Here is a 14,289-nt window from a genome sequence, read left to right on the forward strand (position 1 = left end):
GAGCGCCCATGATCACGCGCTCCGGAGCATGCGAAGCGCGGTGTCAAACTGCGACATCATCGCAGTGTGAGCAGCCTTGGCCGACTGCGCGGCTTCGAGCGTGTCCCACTTCTCGGCCGTTTCCTCGGAGACTTCGCCGTCGCGGAGCAGGTCCTGAAGGGTCTCTTCGTACAGCGCGCGGGCATCAGCGGTGCCCTCGCGCCAAGAGCGATCAGCCTCGGCGCGGGCGCGATCATAGCGCGGGCCGGTCAAGAACCGCAGATCGGCCATCGCCTTATCGTAGGCGGCCTTTTGGGCCTTCGTGGCGTCATTGAAGAACCACGCCGCCGACTCCTCGCAGCGTTCCAGGCGCTCGCGATCCTCAGAGAAATCTGGTGCGGCGTGGTGCGGGTTTGCTGCGTAGTAGCCGGACATTTCGTGGCCTCGTGCGATCTGGAATGCACGAGTAATATTCCAAGAATTTTGGAAACTCAAGCGAATTTTCAAAATAATTTGGAATTAGTTCCACTATTATGTTACCTCTTTCGCGGTTGCGGCATCTAGCGTGCCCATGATTTGGTGCGAGCTTCAGACACAAGTTGAAACGGCTGCGAATGGAAGAGAATTGGCATAGGCGTCACGCGGTTCAGATCGTGGCGCAATTACCTGAGAACACCAAAGACGCTATCGCCGTTTTGGATCTGGCGAAGACCTTGGTGCTGGAGTTCTTGGCTGCCGAGAAGGGTCAGCCGCCGCGCGATGAGGAGGGGCGGCCCGCCGGGGTAATCCCGCTATTTCCAGCCTGCTCAAGCTCCCGCTGACGTTTGACGGTCAAACCGTCAGATCGTCCGAGAAACAGCCAGTCTAGGGTGATGTCCGGAAACTTCTGCACGATCAGGATCGCCACTTCTTTCGAGAGTGGCGATCCTCGCTCAAAATTGTTCCAGCGCTTGACCTCGATGCCAAGGCGGGCAGCAAACGCGGTTTGATTGCCGCCGGCTACGACTTGGCGGAGCAAGCGCAGTCGGGCGGCAACAGCTTCTTTCGAGTCGGCTCGCGTTGCTTCCATAGCTCTTAAAATTGCACGTTTCCAAAAAATTTCGCCAAGAAACATTTTTGGCTCTTTGAATTCCAAAATTCTTGGAATATGCTGTGGAGCATGAAGCAGCTCGCAACTACGGCTGAAGTTATCGCGGCATTGGGTGGGAATATCCCCGTTGCCGAGTTGACCGGCGCGCGCCCGAAGACCGTCTCGATGTGGAAGACATTCGGGAAATTCCCTTGGCGTACCCAGATGGCGCTCTCGCGGGCGCTGAACGCGCGCGGCATGTGTGCGCCGGAGTCCCTTTGGGGCATGACCGCAAAGCGGTCGAGGGCGGCGGCATGACGCCTTCATCCTCGTTTGATGGAACGTCGGGGAATTTGGCCGCTGGCTCGTCCCTCAAACGCGGCAAGCTCTCGCAGGCGCTGCTCGACATATGCGCGGTGCTGGTCGCGCTTCTCCTGATCCTGGTCACCGGTCTCGGGACCACAGCCTCGTTGTTCATCCTGCTTTTCGTCTCGACCTAACAGCAGCGCGGTGAAGGCTGCGACCGGCTGGAAGGTCAGGGGCTCATTGTCATTGTCGTTCGTCATGGCGTGATTCGAATCCATAGCGATTCCAAAAGTTGGAAAAGCGTTCCGGAGTGAAGTGATGCGTACCGAAATAGCGATCCTGGCAGGCTCCAGGCGGTGGGGTGACACGCGCGAAAGCTGGCTCTCGCGGGTGCCCAGAACGATCAAGGAGGCGCTGAAGACGCGCACGGAAACGGTCTCGTTCCGAATGGTGAAGGGCCTTTGGTACGGGGAAATCAACGATCCGGAACATCACGCGGCGCGCGATGTCCGGAGAGCGGCGGCGATCATCGCGGCGCGCAACGAAGCGCTCGCGCTGGCCGAGAAATATCGAGCTCTGATCGGTGGAATGAATGCAACTGACCCGAACTATTATCGCGAGGACATTGCTCGCCTTGAGCGCGTGGCTCGCATGCTGTGCGGCGAAGGTCGGCCCGAGTGAAGCCTTTGAGGGCGCGCAATGAGCGCCCTCACTCCCATGCAGTCGGCGACCTTGGAGCGGCGTGAGGCGGCCGCGCTGCGCAATCTGACTGTCGCGCCTGCCCAATCGTTGCTGGCGGACGTGGCTTATCCGAGCTTGGCCAGCATCATCAAGGCTGTCTGCCAATTCTATCACGTCTCGGCGCTCGATATCCGGTGCGAGCGTCGCACTTCCGACGTCGTCCGGCCGCGCCATGTTGCGATGTACCTGGGAAAGCAGCTGACGCCGCTGTCTTTTCCCACGATCGGGCGGCTCCTTGGCGGCCGCGACCATTCGACCGTCGTGCACGGTGTGCGGAACATCGAGCGCGCCATGCTGCTGGATGCCGATCTCGCCCATGAGGTCGCGACGCTGTTCCAGATCATCACGGGGGTGCAGCAATGAGCGCGTACCCAGAGGGCGTCCCTGTCGAGGTCTGCGACCAGTTCGAGGCGATCGCGCTGGGGCTCGTGGATCAGGGTTTCGTGCGCTACTCCGCCGACGCGATCCTGCATCGCATCCGCTGGCACCGGCAGGTAGAGCAGGGCGAGCGCGCCTTCAAATGCAATGACCATTGGACGGCGCTGCTGTCGCGCTGGTTCGCCTCGTGCCATCCGAAGGCCGCCGGCCTGTTCGAAACGCGCCAGCGCGTCGCCAAGGCCGCGCCAATCCACGCCTATGTCGATTGAGGGCGCCGCGATGAGCATGCTCGAGCTGCCGTCCACCTTGGACGAGGTCATCATTCGCCTGTGGCGGAGCGACCGCCTCGACACGCTTGCGATTGCGCGCGTGCTGCGCGTTGCCGAGAGCGTCGTTACCAACAGGCTGGCGCTCCTGCGGGACGCGGGCGCGCTGTGAAGGCCTGGGCGAACGTCTATCGGCCACTGAATGGAGCGATGGGCTCCGTCTACGCTTCCCGCCGGCTGGCCGACCGGATGGCCGGCCGCGATCGTATCGCGTGCGTTGAAATCGAAATCCCCGATCAAGCCGTGAAAGATTTTGTTTCGTACGAAACAAAACAGACCGGCGCTGCCTCTGAGGTTGGACAATGAGCCGATGGTTCCGGATGTACGACGACGTCATCAACGATCCGAAGGTGATGCGGCTGCCGGAGGCCGTGCGCTGGCAGTGGGTCGCGCTGCTCTGTTGCGCGTCCAAGAATGGCGGGCGGCTGCCGCCGGTCGATGATCTGGCGTTCCTGCTGCGGCTCGACCTGGAGCGGCTCGCCTCGATCCTGGGGGCGCTTCAGGCTGCGGGTCTCCTCGATCCGGACGAGGAGGGGATTGCGCCCCACAATTGGAACGGGCGCCAGTTCGCAAGCGACAGCTCCAGCGATCGCGTGAAACGTCACCGCGAGAAGAAGCGCAACGTTGAGAGCAACGTTTCAGGGAACGGCGAGTGTAACGTTACAGCGGCCGTTACAGTAACGCCCCCAGAAGCAGAGACAGATACAGAAACAGATATTGCTGTTGCTGACGAGCCGCGCACGGGCTCGCTGATCGCCAAGGCGGCGTCGGATCTCGCCGAGCAGCTGCTGATCATCGCCGGCCACGATCCGGCGTTCTGGCCCCCTGGCTGGTGCGGCGCGCCGCTGCGCGTGCAGACCTGGCTCAACCAGGGTTGGTCGCCGGAAATCATCACAGCCGCGGTGAAGGGGGCCGCGGCGCGCAAGACGGGCTCGCCTGCCGCCAGCGTCCAGTTTTTCGAGAAAGCCATCGCCGAGGAGGTCGCGCGCCAGCGTGCTCCTGTGCCCGTCGTCGAAGTCAAACCAGCCCCAACCGTAAGGATCGCAAGTCATGGAAGGCCACAAGCCGGAAACGTCATTCAAGCCGCTGACCGCCTCGTTGAAACCCTCAACCGGTTCGACGACGGCCCCGGGCACGTTGACCAGATACGCAGCGGAGCGCGCCCGGCTCCTGCTCGGCTGCTATCGGCGGGCTGATGCCTACGATCCGGAAACATACGTGGCGGCCATTACCGCGGTGCTGGCGCGCTATCCCGAGGACGTCATCCGCGACGCGACGCACCCGGCGACAGGCCTGCCGATCCGCTGCGACTTCCTGCCGAGCGTCGCCGAAGTCTACCGTGAGTGCGAGGCCCGCATGCAGCCGCGCCGGCTCGCTGAGGCAGCGGAGGCGCGGCGCATGAGGCAGCTGCGGGAACGGGCGGAGTTCGAGCAACGGTTTGGCCGGAAACGCTGAGCACTGTCCCTTGGTTGGTCAATATTTGATCCATAAAATGCACTGTCGTCGCTGGCCGCGGATGCCTCTCGGTCTACGTTCAGGGCAGCCATGGGCCAAAAACGGCTATAATGGCGGAGGATTGCGTCAGCGCCGTAGTTCCCGATAACCTTATCACCTGCTAGCTTTTCAGGAGGCGTATATGGCAACTCGGAACGTCTTTCTAAGCGTCGGCGCGGCGTCTAACGAGGAGCAAGAGGCGTTCGTTCGTGCTGTTGAAGATAGACTACGAAGCGAAGGTCTCAACCCACAAACTGTTGGCCGGAACGCCTTTAGTTCTGATGCACCACTGAAGAAGGTGGTTGAATTGTTCGATAATTGCCATGGTGCCGTCGTCATTGCTCTCGAACGCACGTTCTTCCCATCGGGGATCGACAAGCGGGGCGGTCCCAGCGAAACGCAGTTGTCTAACGTCAGGTTGCCAACGCCATGGAACCATATCGAAGCGGCAATGGCATACAGTCGACGGCTTCCGCTCATGGTTCTTGTCGAGTCAGGGCTAAAGAGCGAGGGACTGCTGGAGCGGGGCTACGATTGGTATGTGCAGTCGATCAAGCCCGTTCCATCGGCATTGACCACGAATGAATTTAACGGCGTCCTCTCGGACTGGAAATCGAAAGTAGATGCCTACCAAGCGGCTCCAATCAAAGCTGTCAATGATCCGCCGTCGAAATCGCCTGCCGACCTTACTATACGGGAGTTGGTAGGTGGCCTTCGGCTAGCGCAGCTGTGGGGTGTTCTCGTTGGCCTGGCGGCTCTGGTGGCAGGTGCCTTTGCGCTCGGCGCAAAATTAATTGGTCACATCTGACACTTTGCGGTTTAACGGTCTGCTTCGCGTCAAGACCGAATAGCACTTTCTGTCGGGAAAGTCCGGTTGCGTCTGGTGCGCGGGCGTCGGATAGCATCAAGTTAAGTTCAAGAAATCTGTTGGCAGGCTGGGGGCAACTCGCAGGGGGCGCTTCGGCACGAATCGCAAATCAGACAGAACATCTCGATGCCAACGGGGGAGGGAACGATGCAAGAGCCGCAAATCTCATTCAACGGGCCGCAGTGGTTCTGCATCATGGTCCAGCCGAACAGCCATCGGCAGGTTGAGAACGCGCTTTCCGCGATCGGCTACCGCGTCTTCCTTCCGAAGCTCCGGCGCTGGGTGAGCCACGCGCGGGTCAAGAAGGCGGTCGAGCGGCCCTTGCTCGGATCGTATATGTTCGTTGAGGTGAGTTATCCGCAGCAGTCATTCGGCCCGCTAACCGCAACGCGCGGCGTCGAGGCGATCATTTCGAGCGCTGGCACGCCCTGGCCGATGCCTCGGGCAGAGGTTGAGGATCTGTTGCATCGGCAAATGGCTGGCGAGTTCGACGAGATCGACCACGTACCGATTCCAGTGGGGGCTCGGGTTGCGATTGTTGAAGGTGAATTTGAAAACTGGCTCGCGACGGTTACCGCTTACGAAAAGGATAGAAAGCTGCTAGTTCGCTTTCATAACGGTCGTAGGGAAAAAATCATCGCGCGCAACTCGGTTCGACCTGCGTTCGGCTATTATGTTCGGCACACGCGCAGAGATCAACCACAGTGCGGCGATTTAGCCTGCCAACAGAATTGGCTGAGGCGCTGACTCCAATCAATCGTTGTTGCGATATAGGACGCCAACGACCGCGCCAAGTATAAATGTGGCCAACGTCCAGGCTTGGTTTTCTAGTTTTTCTGAATAGCCACCGTGAAGAACAATGTAGAAGCACGTAAGAAGAGCTGCAAATATCATAGCAGTTCCTGCACCATACGTCATGCGCCTAGTATGGTAGTTGCTCAGCTCTCTTAGGTCGCCCGTCCCCTGTTTAGTAGCCGGCTTTAGCGGTACTTGCTCCTTAATAACGCTCATATCTTTGGCTCCGAGAAAGAAGGGCGGCACTTTCGTGCCGCCCTTCGATGATCACCAACCAACGAACTCGCGTTCGTGTCGGTTGCCCTTGTCGTCGGTTCCCCAGCCGCCGACGCTGAGGCCGTCTTCCTTTGCCTTTATGCCCGCTTCCAGGAATTCGATCGCGAGACGCATTACGTCAGCTTTCGATGCGCCCTTTTCTTTGGCGATCTGCTCGATCTTTTCGTTCAGCCGGCGAGATAGATCGATCGTCATGCGGACGCGGTCGGTAGACGCATCCTGTTTGGTGTTCATCGGATGTCACCCTCAAAATGGAGGTGCCTTGGCAGGGCACTATCAAGGACTTAAGAAGTATGCCATTACGGCGTAATTTTCAAGTAAAAATTATGCCTTAGAGGTTGATCTGTACGGTCTTATTGCTTGCGGTTACCGGCGAGCGAATTAGAGGCTAAGTCTATATAAATAGAGGTATTTTTATACGGCTCAAGGGGATGTGTGCCAAAATTATGCGATTTAAGCGTAAAAAGTATGCCGAAATGATTGATTTATTGTGCTCTTGGTTCCAAGAATCAATGCTGAAATCGCAAGCAGGTGAGTGGCATGATGAGCATCCATCCAGCGTTCGCGAACCACTATCCAATCGATTCTCGATTAGTCCTGGACTTTGCTGAAACATTGCCTGCGCTAATCGCGCAGGATCTGTTTGAGCAGTATTTAGTCGCCTGGGGTGTCTTGATAAGCACGGCTTACTCTCTAGGCATCAAGCAGGCTGCTAAGGTTTCGCTGTCAGAGTTTGACGGTATGGAGCAAGAGCTCTTCGACTATATGAAGAGTCGGCTTCCGATCATCGCGTACTATCGGCCGACATGGGTCTTTGAGTTTTCGAAGTCCGAGTGCGCTCCGCTGAGGCTCTCGAGGATCTCTCGTTCTACACTGCATTGAGCTAGAAGGCGTTATTCGTATCATAAACATCTTATCAACAGAGAAGGTGATTGAGCGGGAGCGCCAATTTTGCTTCTCTTCTTCGAGCCAGTGAACTCACGTACTTCACCCGCATGGAGGCTTGTGCCCGAAGATCTCGCTGACGGCGCAATTAACAACTCTGGTCAACCGCAGCGCTCGTAATCGCGTTCTGAGTTAGAACGAAAGCCGACGCTCCACCGGTGAGTAGGTCGAGCAGGCGGGACAATGCACTGGCACCAACACCGCACAACGTTCCGCGGGCCGACACACGCTTGCATATTGCGAAGCGGCAAAGGCGACGTGACAGGGTGGAGAGGCACCCAAACATTCACGCGAGGCGCCCCAATGTCGATTGCTGATCTCAAGGCAAGGATGGCTGACGTCCCTGGTATCGAGACCCTGACGATGGGCTTCGAGTCCGGCCGGATCGTGCTCCGTTGGGGCGCCTATGCTGCGAGTGTCGACGCTGCGGCGCCCGATCAGGCGATCGAGGCGGCGGTGCGCGACGCGATCAAGCTTCCGCCGGTGATCATGATCCCGGATAGGCCCGCGCCTGGTGCTGTGCCCGTCCAGGCGGCGCCGCAGCCGGCGAGCACGACCGGCAACGCCGCTCAATCCGTCAAAGTCCTGATGGATGAGCATGTGCGCATGATGAGTGAGATCCAGGCGGCGCATGTCGAGCGGCTCCGAGCGACACTCTCCCGGCAGCGAGACGCGATGAGTGCCGTTGGCGCGGTCGCTGACAAGTTCGACGCCCAGACCGACGACTTCCTGGCGATGATGGGGCAGTACACGAATGCCCTCGGGGAGGCGTCGTGAACATTCATGGTATCGGCTCGTTCCTGCGGCTCGGGGGCGCGGCCTGCGCTGTTCTGGCGGCGCTCATCTGGTGGGCCGTTCACTGCTGGTGCTCGTGATGGCCGCTCCGATCGGCAATAGGTTTTGGGAGGCTCGCAGTTCGCACGGGCGCAATCCGGCGTTCTCCTCGCCCGACCAGCTATGGGCGGCCTGCTGCGAATACTTCGAGTGGATCGAGGCCAATCCGCTGTACGAGACCAAGGCGTTCTCGTCCAAGGACGGCATCCAGACGACCGATCTTCCCAAGATGCGTGCAATGACCGTCTCAGGTCTTTGTATCTTCTTGGATATTTGTCCTGCGACCTGGCAGGACTATCGGAAGAAGGAAGGCTTTTCCCCAATCTGTTCGCGAGCGGACGAGATCATTCGCACTCAGAAGTTCCAGGGGGCCGCGGCGGAGCTGCTGAACCCGGCGATCATCGCCCGCGATCTCGGACTCGCCGACAAGTCGGAGCATACCGGCGCTGCCGGCGGCCCGATCGCTCACGAGCACAAGATCACGCGGATTGAGCTCGTCGCCGCGCCGGTGCCTGACCATGGCGACGGCAAGGCTTGAGCTGCCGCCCAAGCTCGTTCCCGTCTTCTCCGGAGAGGCCATGTACCGCGGCGCCTTTGGCGGCCGTGGTTCTGCCAAGACGCGCTCCTTCGCGAAGATGACGGCCGTCCGGGCTTTGATGTGGGCGAGGGAAGGCCGAGAGGGAATGATCGTCTGCGGGCGCGAGTTCATGAACTCGCTCGCGGACTCGTCCTTTGCAGAGGTCAAGGCTGCGATCTCGTCCGAGCGCTGGCTTGCGGACGCCTTCGACTGCGGCGAGACCTATATCCGTACCAAGTGCGGCCGGATCTATTTCGCCTTCGTCGGCCTGCGCCACAACCTCGACAGCATCAAATCGAAGGCGCGCATTTTGCTGCTGTGGGTCGATGAGGCGGAGAACGTCTCGGAGACGGCATGGGTCAAGGCGATCCCGACCGTACGCGAGGAAGGCGCAGAGATCTGGGTCACCTGGAATCCGGAGCGGAAGAAGAGCGCGACGCACGTTCGGTTTCGGGAGAAGCCGCCGGAAGGCGCCCGCATCATCGAACTGAACTGGCGGGATAACCCCTGGTTTCCCTCGATCCTCGACAAGACGCGGCGCGACGATCTCGCCAACCGCGCCGATCAGTACGAATGGATCTGGGAAGGTGGCTTCCGGACCGTGGTCGAGGGCGCATATTACGTTCCCAGTTTGGCGCTGGCGAAGGCCGAGAAACGTGTCGACTTCGTCCCGCGTGATCCGCTCATGCGGGTGCAGGCGTTCTTCGACATCGGCGGGACGGGCGCGCGGGCGGACGCGGCGGCGATCTGGATTGCGCAGTTCGTCGGGCAGAAGGTCAACGTCCTCGACTACTACGAGGCCCAAGGCCAGCCACTCGCAACGCACGTGGCTTGGCTCCGGGAGCGCAAGTACGACAATGCGCTGATCTATCTGCCGCACGACGGCGCGCAAGGGGACAAGGTGTTCGCAACCTCCTATGAGGGCGCACTGCGAGAGGCTGGCTTCGACGTGATCGTGATCCCGAACCAAGGCGCCGGCGCTGCTCGGGCTCGCATCGAGACCGCCCGGCGCATCTTCCCGCGTGTGTTCTTCAACGAAAGCACCACGGAAGCCGGCCGCGAGGCGCTCGGCTGGTATCACGAGAGGCGCTCGGACGACGAGCGCAACGTGGGCCTCGGACCAAACCACGATTGGAGTTCACACGGTGCCGACGCCTTCGGGCTTATGTGTATTGCTTATGATGGGCCGCCTGGGCGTTCGCCTGCTCGACGGCCTTATTTCGGCTCACGCTGGCGTTCCCGTGGCGGGTCATGGGAGAGTGTCTAAGGGTGAATCCAAGCATTGTGAGCTGTTGCCGGCCGAGGAGGACAAATCATGCGCCCTTCGGCAATGCTTGTTTGGCAGGCTGCCGACTAGTAGCACGTATCTTCTTTTCCGCCCTCCGGCGGCCTGCACAAACAACCCGAACCGGTGGTGAGTCCGGGGGTGGTAGGATGAGAGTTCGACAGTATTCCTTCGCGCTGGTAAAGCGTCTGCTGCCGAGTAATGCTCCGCGTTTGACGCAATCCGCACGCCACGGTTTCTTCGGTGACGGGAAGCCTGCATAACCTCTCGACGACGCTATAGAGAGGTCTCCAATGACAGATGCAATTGAAGCTAGCCTCCCCGCGACCAGGGACAGGAAGCGCAAAAGGCTGTTCTCTCTCTCGGCACCAATGAACGATCGTTGTCTTGGAAATCTCGTCTCCGAGGAAAGTGCTGCATGTTTGCGGAGTTCCGGCCCGCGGCGCTTCAAAGTAGCCAGGCACTTGTTTCCAGACCACTCTAGATGCCGCGGATTCATAGTCGTCTGCTAGACGTTTGGCTTGGTCCAAGGAGACCGTTCGGTGCTCAAAGTCGACCGTGATCGGGCACTCGTTGTGGGCGTGGTGTATCAACCTCTCGCATTTGGCAATGGCCTGCCTCAGCAAAGTCGCCCGGCGGGTGCATTCGTTCTCGCCTTCGGCATGTGCGATCGGGCTCAAGCTGGGCAACATCAGGAACACCAGCGCTACCTGAGCGCCAATGAGCCATCTGGGTGTCGGTTGGCTGCGCTCATCGCTGCTATCTTCCTGTGCTAACACCATTTCGACTCCCGCTTTGCTTGCAACTGCTTCCAACCCAACTTGTACCGGCTGGGCAGTTGCAGCGCTGTCCATCCCATTCAGCCCCTCCGAGACAGCGATCAAAGCCGGGCTTGGGTTTCGGGACGGCCACGTTAGGGATGTCTGAGGCCCCGCTACGCGGGAGATCGAAGCTCGACTGCGCCGCCGCGTTGTCCACAATTCCGTAAATCAACGACGCGCCCACGAGCGCTAGGAGCCTTTCATAGCAGGCCATGCGATCCACCCTGATAAGCGAAGATTTTTCAGAAGTTGCCCGCAGCCGTCTATGAGTACGTTGATCGAAATCAAGTCTTGGTTGTGAATTCTTAGAAATGCGCGCGCTGCGTGGCGTATTCGCCGATCCCGAAAGGATTCAATGATCGACAAACTGCAAAACGACGCCGGCAGCGGCGGGCGTGAGAGCGCGGCTACCAACGTGGCGATCGATGCTGACGCGCTGTTTGGAATGCTGAAGGGCTGGCTCAAGCGCGACTATGATAGCCACGGTCAGACTCGTTGGCGGAAAGAGGCGCGGGAGGACTTCGCCTTCGAGGCCGGCGAGCAGCTGACGGAGGATGACAAGAACATCCTCAAGGAGATGAACCGGCCGATCGTGGTGTTCAACCGGATCGGCGTCACGGTCGACAGTGTCGCGGGGCAGGAGGTCGCCAACCGTCAGGAGGTGCAGTACCTGCCGCGCCAGCAGGGCGCCGTGAAGGTCAACGAGCTGCTGACCTCGGCGGCGAAGTGGTTTCGGCAGCAGTGCGACGCGGAGGACGAGGAGAGCGACGCATTCCGGGATACCGTCGTGTGCGGTATGGGCTGGACCGAAACCCGGCTCGACTATGAAGACGATCCGGAGGGCCAGCCCAAGGTCGACCGCGTCGACCCGCTCGAAATGGTGTGGGACAGCGGCGCCAAGAAGCGCAACCTCGTGGATGCACGCCGGATCTTCCATATCCGGCGTGACGTGCCGATCGACGAGGCGCGGGCGCTGTGCCCTGGCGATCCTGATCGGCCGTTCGAGGATGCGGATTACAACGCCACCTGGGTTGACGACCGGCGGGATGGCGCGTCGCCGCATGAGAACGACGCGAATTTCTACAGCCGCCCCGAGAATAACCGGACCGATGGCGACGCCGACGATAACACGGTGACGCTGGTCCGCGCCCAATGGTGGGAGCGGGTGCCAGCTTATCTGATGGTGGACCCGTCCAACCCGGACAGCAGCCTGACGCTCTCGACCGACGAATACCGGGACTGGCAGCAGAAATATAAGCTCGCTGGCGTGCAGATGCCTAAGGTGGTCAAGACCACCCGGAAGGTGTTCCGTCAGGCCTACCTCGGGAATGCGCTGCTCGAAATCGGCGACGCGCCGGTCAAGGGACACTTCTCGTTCAAGTGCATCACGGGCAAGCGCGACCGCAACAAGAACTCGTTCTTTGGCATCGTCCGCGCCATGAAGGACCCGGCGCGCTGGTCCAACAAGTGGATGTCGCAGACGATGCACATCATGAACACCAGCGCCAAGGGCGGAATTGCCGTCGAGCGCGGCCACCACGAAAACCGGATGCAAGGCGCTTTTGGTGCGCATGATCGGCGGTGGCGGCGGCGGAGGTGGCGGCGGTGTCTCGGGATCGAACGGCAGTGCCGGCACAGCCTCGACGTTCGGCACCTCGTTCCTCTCCGCGGGCGGCGGAGCCGGCGGCAGCGGTGGTGGCGGGGCCTCCAATAGTGGCGGAGCCGCGACGGGGGGGTGACATCAACATCAGTGGTGCGACGGGACCGTCTGGTTACGGCGCCGGCTTCGGGGCAGGAGCCAGTACGTCGGCGACAGGGGCTACTGGCGGCGCATCTGTCTTTGGTGGCTCTGGCACGGGTGGATGGCCGGGCAGTCCTGGTGCAAGCGGCGCCGCTGCGGCCACGAATTCCGGTAGCGGGGGTGGCGGTGGTGGCGGCTACGTTAGCGCATCGACCGCCGCTGGCGGCGGCGGCGCGGCTGGAGCCTACTTGGAAAAGCTCATCGTCGTTCCGGCGGCCTCATATGCCTACTCGGTTGGGCAGGCCGGCACAGCCGGCCCAGGAAATAACAGCGGCGGCTCTGGCGGGGCGGGCGGCTCGGGCATCATCATCATTGACGAGTATTACTAATGTCGCTGCTCGGGTTTGACGCGCTTGCGCGGCTCGCCCTCGGCGATCTGCCGCACGCTCAACAGGCCGTCGTTCTGACGGCCGGCCTGGGTTCGTTGGTCGTCTCCGGGAATGCGGCCGGCTTCTCGATCGCGGAGGCCGCCGCGGCCAGCTCAACCGCGCTCTCGGGCGTCACGGCAACGTTTCGGGTGGCGTGGCCTGAATCGGTCACGGCCTTCGCGTTCACCGGCTTGGCCGCGTCCTTCACGATCTCGGAAGCGGCGGTTACCGGCGCGGTCGCGCTCGGCGGTGGCCCGGTCGCCACAAGCCAGACGTCGCTGGCTGCAGGCGCATCCGTTGCCATCACCTTCGAGCCTGCGCCGCTCGTGCCGGCGATCATTGCTTCGCTTGGCGCTTTCCAGGCCACGGCCATTGCCGCGAACGATACGGTGCTGGAGGCTGCGGCCGGGGCGGTAATCGTGCTGTCGCCATCGCCTACGGATCTTTTCCGTACAGGCGACGACTACGAGTTCAAGCTTGGCGGCGTCGGACACTTCCGGCTCGAGCTGGAGCAGGCCAAGCAGCTCGCGAAAATCTCGCGGAGGGCGCCGCCGCCCGTTGATCTTCGGAGCGCTCTGAAGTTCGAGCCGATAGGAAGGCCGTCTCCGGTGACCAGTGCGCCGACTCCGCAATCCAACCGCACGCAAGCTGAGATACGAGCGGTGCGGGTGACCGAGAAACGGCGAGAGGAGAAAACAATCATTCTTATCGCGTCATAATTAATAGCAATCAATACTATCTTGCGGGGACTGGCCGCCCGTACACTGTCGCGGTCAAATGATGTAGCGGAGCGATGCAAATGGCTAGTTTCGTCTTACAACGCGACCAGAACCTGTAATCCGCACGTCGAGTACTGGGGCGCCAACGTAGTATACATTACCGCTTCCGCTAATTCTCGCGCTTAGTTTATTCGTCACGAACAACTCAGCAATTCCAGACCCCGATATCTTAACATTCGCGTCCCGTGACGCGAGGCCGAGAGCCAGATAGTTTCCAGAACCGGAAATAACAACTGAGCAATCGTCCAATTGACCCGACAATTCCAGATTGCCAGATCCAGAGATGCTCGTCTCAGCATGCCTTCCCCTAATGTCTAGGTTCATCCCACCCGATCCCTGGATCGACAACGCCACATCGCTCACCTGCAATACACCTTGAGAACGAATGTCACCGGATCCCAGAATAAAAAGTGAATCGATGGACGGTAGCGTCACGTAGATCTCTAACTCGCCTGGAGGAGCATTTTGGGACAAAAATTGGATGTTCCACTTTTGATTCTCAACAACGAGGGCAAGTAAATCGATAAGAGAATCGTCACCCCGCGCGCTAATCCTCTGCTTGTCGCCTTGCGTTACCGCGACCAATGCGGGAATCGAAAGAGCGAGGCTGCTAAAAGGGGAGAGAAGAAGCTCACGGCTTGCCATGA

Annotated in this window: 23 protein-coding genes; 18 read left to right on the top strand and 5 right to left on the bottom strand. The window is 60.3% G+C overall.

Annotated elements, in window-relative coordinates; genetic code table 11:
• Positions 1–12: 12 nt before the first annotated feature.
• Together ACQR0Z_RS22840 and ACQR0Z_RS22845 are read right to left on the bottom strand one after the other, a co-directional pair.
• Positions 13–414: a hypothetical protein gene (locus ACQR0Z_RS22840; protein WP_434920119.1), complete on the bottom strand. Its 402-nt coding sequence runs from the start codon at positions 412–414 to the stop codon at positions 13–15.
• Positions 415–724: 310 nt separating this feature from the next.
• Positions 725–1,093 carry a helix-turn-helix transcriptional regulator gene (locus ACQR0Z_RS22845; RefSeq protein ID WP_315729014.1) on the bottom strand — a complete coding sequence of 123 codons (369 nt, stop codon included), beginning with the start codon at positions 1,091–1,093 and terminating at the stop codon, positions 725–727.
• Positions 1,094–1,138: 45 nt separating this feature from the next.
• Between ACQR0Z_RS22845 and ACQR0Z_RS22850 the strand changes: the two genes are divergently transcribed.
• Complete coding sequence (locus tag ACQR0Z_RS22850; protein WP_434920120.1) at positions 1,139–1,366, top strand: hypothetical protein; 228 nt, start codon at positions 1,139–1,141, stop codon at positions 1,364–1,366.
• Positions 1,367–1,371: 5 nt separating this feature from the next.
• Here ACQR0Z_RS22850 and ACQR0Z_RS22855 read toward each other — a convergent pair whose 3' ends face one another.
• Positions 1,372–1,614 (bottom strand): hypothetical protein, encoded by a 243-nt coding sequence (locus ACQR0Z_RS22855; RefSeq protein WP_434920121.1) that lies wholly within the window; start codon positions 1,612–1,614, stop codon positions 1,372–1,374.
• Positions 1,615–1,672: 58 nt separating this feature from the next.
• Here ACQR0Z_RS22855 and ACQR0Z_RS22860 point away from each other — a divergent pair, with 58 nt between their 5' ends.
• The 9 genes from ACQR0Z_RS22860 to nusG all read left to right on the top strand — a co-directional run bounded on the left by ACQR0Z_RS22860 (position 1,673) and on the right by nusG (position 5,908).
• Positions 1,673–2,035, top strand: coding sequence for a hypothetical protein (locus tag ACQR0Z_RS22860; RefSeq protein ID WP_434920122.1), 363 nt, complete (start codon positions 1,673–1,675; stop codon positions 2,033–2,035).
• 36 nt (positions 2,036–2,071) lie between these two features.
• Positions 2,072–2,458, top strand: coding sequence for a helix-turn-helix domain-containing protein (locus ACQR0Z_RS22865; protein WP_434920123.1), 387 nt, complete (start codon positions 2,072–2,074; stop codon positions 2,456–2,458).
• On the top strand, positions 2,455–2,742 hold the full coding sequence (locus ACQR0Z_RS22870) for a hypothetical protein (RefSeq protein ID WP_434920124.1): 288 nt from the start codon (positions 2,455–2,457) through the stop codon (positions 2,740–2,742). The genes ACQR0Z_RS22865 and ACQR0Z_RS22870 overlap by 4 nt, the downstream gene beginning before the upstream one ends.
• Positions 2,743–2,752: 10 nt before the next feature.
• The gene (locus ACQR0Z_RS22875) at positions 2,753–2,911 is read left to right on the top strand and encodes a hypothetical protein (protein ID WP_434920125.1); all 159 of its coding nucleotides are present in this window, start codon (positions 2,753–2,755) and stop codon (positions 2,909–2,911) included.
• Positions 2,912–2,949: 38 nt separating this feature from the next.
• A complete protein-coding gene (locus tag ACQR0Z_RS22880) occupies positions 2,950–3,105 on the top strand; it encodes a hypothetical protein (protein WP_434920126.1) in 156 nt (51 codons plus the stop codon).
• Positions 3,106–3,119: 14 nt separating this feature from the next.
• On the top strand, positions 3,120–3,995 hold the full coding sequence (locus tag ACQR0Z_RS22885) for a hypothetical protein (protein WP_434920127.1): 876 nt from the start codon (positions 3,120–3,122) through the stop codon (positions 3,993–3,995).
• A gap of 22 nt (positions 3,996–4,017) precedes the next feature.
• The gene (locus ACQR0Z_RS22890) at positions 4,018–4,254 is read left to right on the top strand and encodes a hypothetical protein (RefSeq protein ID WP_434920128.1); all 237 of its coding nucleotides are present in this window, start codon (positions 4,018–4,020) and stop codon (positions 4,252–4,254) included.
• A 181-nt stretch (positions 4,255–4,435) separates the two neighbouring features.
• Positions 4,436–5,101 (top strand): hypothetical protein, encoded by a 666-nt coding sequence (locus tag ACQR0Z_RS22895; RefSeq protein WP_434920129.1) that lies wholly within the window; start codon positions 4,436–4,438, stop codon positions 5,099–5,101.
• A 207-nt stretch (positions 5,102–5,308) separates the two neighbouring features.
• Complete coding sequence (gene nusG, locus ACQR0Z_RS22900) at positions 5,309–5,908, top strand: transcription termination/antitermination protein NusG (protein ID WP_434920130.1); 600 nt, start codon at positions 5,309–5,311, stop codon at positions 5,906–5,908.
• A 315-nt stretch (positions 5,909–6,223) separates the two neighbouring features.
• Here the strand turns inward: nusG and ACQR0Z_RS22905 are convergent, their stop codons facing one another.
• The gene (locus tag ACQR0Z_RS22905; RefSeq protein ID WP_434920131.1) at positions 6,224–6,466 is read right to left on the bottom strand and encodes a hypothetical protein; all 243 of its coding nucleotides are present in this window, start codon (positions 6,464–6,466) and stop codon (positions 6,224–6,226) included.
• 306 nt (positions 6,467–6,772) lie between these two features.
• Here ACQR0Z_RS22905 and ACQR0Z_RS22910 point away from each other — a divergent pair, with 306 nt between their 5' ends.
• From ACQR0Z_RS22910 to ACQR0Z_RS22945, 8 genes are all read left to right on the top strand, one after another.
• Positions 6,773–7,114, top strand: coding sequence for a hypothetical protein (locus tag ACQR0Z_RS22910; protein WP_434920132.1), 342 nt, complete (start codon positions 6,773–6,775; stop codon positions 7,112–7,114).
• A 393-nt stretch (positions 7,115–7,507) separates the two neighbouring features.
• A complete protein-coding gene (locus ACQR0Z_RS22915) occupies positions 7,508–7,954 on the top strand; it encodes a hypothetical protein (protein WP_434920133.1) in 447 nt (148 codons plus the stop codon).
• Positions 7,955–8,051: 97 nt separating this feature from the next.
• Positions 8,052–8,549, top strand: coding sequence for a DNA-packaging protein (locus ACQR0Z_RS22920; protein ID WP_434920134.1), 498 nt, complete (start codon positions 8,052–8,054; stop codon positions 8,547–8,549).
• Entirely contained in the window at positions 8,530–9,855 is a 1,326-nt protein-coding gene (locus ACQR0Z_RS22925) for a PBSX family phage terminase large subunit (RefSeq protein ID WP_434920135.1), read from the top strand. Before ACQR0Z_RS22920 ends, ACQR0Z_RS22925 begins: the two co-directional genes overlap by 20 nt.
• A gap of 560 nt (positions 9,856–10,415) precedes the next feature.
• Positions 10,416–10,649, top strand: a complete 234-nt coding sequence (locus ACQR0Z_RS22930) for a hypothetical protein (RefSeq protein ID WP_434920136.1) — start codon at positions 10,416–10,418, stop codon at positions 10,647–10,649.
• Positions 10,650–11,049: 400 nt separating this feature from the next.
• The gene (locus ACQR0Z_RS22935; protein ID WP_434920137.1) at positions 11,050–12,408 is read left to right on the top strand and encodes a hypothetical protein; all 1,359 of its coding nucleotides are present in this window, start codon (positions 11,050–11,052) and stop codon (positions 12,406–12,408) included.
• 275 nt (positions 12,409–12,683) lie between these two features.
• Complete coding sequence (locus ACQR0Z_RS22940) at positions 12,684–12,824, top strand: hypothetical protein (protein ID WP_434920138.1); 141 nt, start codon at positions 12,684–12,686, stop codon at positions 12,822–12,824.
• Positions 12,824–13,582: a hypothetical protein gene (locus ACQR0Z_RS22945; protein WP_434920139.1), complete on the top strand. Its 759-nt coding sequence runs from the start codon at positions 12,824–12,826 to the stop codon at positions 13,580–13,582. Before ACQR0Z_RS22940 ends, ACQR0Z_RS22945 begins: the two co-directional genes overlap by 1 nt.
• Positions 13,583–13,666: 84 nt before the next feature.
• Here ACQR0Z_RS22945 and ACQR0Z_RS22950 read toward each other — a convergent pair whose 3' ends face one another.
• The gene (locus ACQR0Z_RS22950; RefSeq protein ID WP_434920140.1) at positions 13,667–14,287 is read right to left on the bottom strand and encodes a head GIN domain-containing protein; all 621 of its coding nucleotides are present in this window, start codon (positions 14,285–14,287) and stop codon (positions 13,667–13,669) included.
• Between the last annotated feature and the right edge of the window lie 2 nt (positions 14,288–14,289).

Source organism: Bradyrhizobium sp. HKCCYLS3077, assembly GCF_051167555.1.
Lineage (GTDB): Bacteria > Pseudomonadota > Alphaproteobacteria > Rhizobiales > Xanthobacteraceae > Bradyrhizobium.

What these genes read in the sequence shown, in the direction of transcription:
- ACQR0Z_RS22850 (WP_434920120.1), top strand. Translation starts at nt 1,139, where the DNA reads ATGAAGCAGCTCGCAACTACGGCTGAAGTTATCGCGGCATTGGGTGGG.
- ACQR0Z_RS22935 (WP_434920137.1), top strand. Translation starts at nt 11,050, where the DNA reads ATGATCGACAAACTGCAAAACGACGCCGGCAGCGGCGGGCGTGAGAGC.
- ACQR0Z_RS22895 (WP_434920129.1), top strand. Translation starts at nt 4,436, where the DNA reads ATGGCAACTCGGAACGTCTTTCTAAGCGTCGGCGCGGCGTCTAACGAG.
- ACQR0Z_RS22885 (WP_434920127.1), top strand. Translation starts at nt 3,120, where the DNA reads ATGTACGACGACGTCATCAACGATCCGAAGGTGATGCGGCTGCCGGAG.
- ACQR0Z_RS22915 (WP_434920133.1), top strand. Translation starts at nt 7,508, where the DNA reads ATGGCTGACGTCCCTGGTATCGAGACCCTGACGATGGGCTTCGAGTCC.
- ACQR0Z_RS22945 (WP_434920139.1), top strand. Translation starts at nt 12,824, where the DNA reads ATGTCGCTGCTCGGGTTTGACGCGCTTGCGCGGCTCGCCCTCGGCGAT.
- ACQR0Z_RS22910 (WP_434920132.1), top strand. Translation starts at nt 6,773, where the DNA reads ATGATGAGCATCCATCCAGCGTTCGCGAACCACTATCCAATCGATTCT.
- ACQR0Z_RS22880 (WP_434920126.1), top strand. Translation starts at nt 2,950, where the DNA reads ATGGGCTCCGTCTACGCTTCCCGCCGGCTGGCCGACCGGATGGCCGGC.
- ACQR0Z_RS22920 (WP_434920134.1), top strand. Translation starts at nt 8,052, where the DNA reads ATGGCCGCTCCGATCGGCAATAGGTTTTGGGAGGCTCGCAGTTCGCAC.
- ACQR0Z_RS22845 (WP_315729014.1), bottom strand. Translation starts at nt 1,093, where the DNA reads ATGTTTCTTGGCGAAATTTTTTGGAAACGTGCAATTTTAAGAGCTATG.
- ACQR0Z_RS22870 (WP_434920124.1), top strand. Translation starts at nt 2,455, where the DNA reads ATGAGCGCGTACCCAGAGGGCGTCCCTGTCGAGGTCTGCGACCAGTTC.
- nusG (WP_434920130.1), top strand. Translation starts at nt 5,309, where the DNA reads ATGCAAGAGCCGCAAATCTCATTCAACGGGCCGCAGTGGTTCTGCATC.
- ACQR0Z_RS22875 (WP_434920125.1), top strand. Translation starts at nt 2,753, where the DNA reads ATGAGCATGCTCGAGCTGCCGTCCACCTTGGACGAGGTCATCATTCGC.
- ACQR0Z_RS22950 (WP_434920140.1), bottom strand. Translation starts at nt 14,287, where the DNA reads ATGGCAAGCCGTGAGCTTCTTCTCTCCCCTTTTAGCAGCCTCGCTCTT.
- ACQR0Z_RS22865 (WP_434920123.1), top strand. Translation starts at nt 2,072, where the DNA reads ATGCAGTCGGCGACCTTGGAGCGGCGTGAGGCGGCCGCGCTGCGCAAT.
- ACQR0Z_RS22855 (WP_434920121.1), bottom strand. Translation starts at nt 1,614, where the DNA reads ATGACGAACGACAATGACAATGAGCCCCTGACCTTCCAGCCGGTCGCA.
- ACQR0Z_RS22905 (WP_434920131.1), bottom strand. Translation starts at nt 6,466, where the DNA reads ATGAACACCAAACAGGATGCGTCTACCGACCGCGTCCGCATGACGATC.
- ACQR0Z_RS22925 (WP_434920135.1), top strand. Translation starts at nt 8,530, where the DNA reads ATGGCGACGGCAAGGCTTGAGCTGCCGCCCAAGCTCGTTCCCGTCTTC.
- ACQR0Z_RS22840 (WP_434920119.1), bottom strand. Translation starts at nt 414, where the DNA reads ATGTCCGGCTACTACGCAGCAAACCCGCACCACGCCGCACCAGATTTC.
- ACQR0Z_RS22860 (WP_434920122.1), top strand. Translation starts at nt 1,673, where the DNA reads ATGCGTACCGAAATAGCGATCCTGGCAGGCTCCAGGCGGTGGGGTGAC.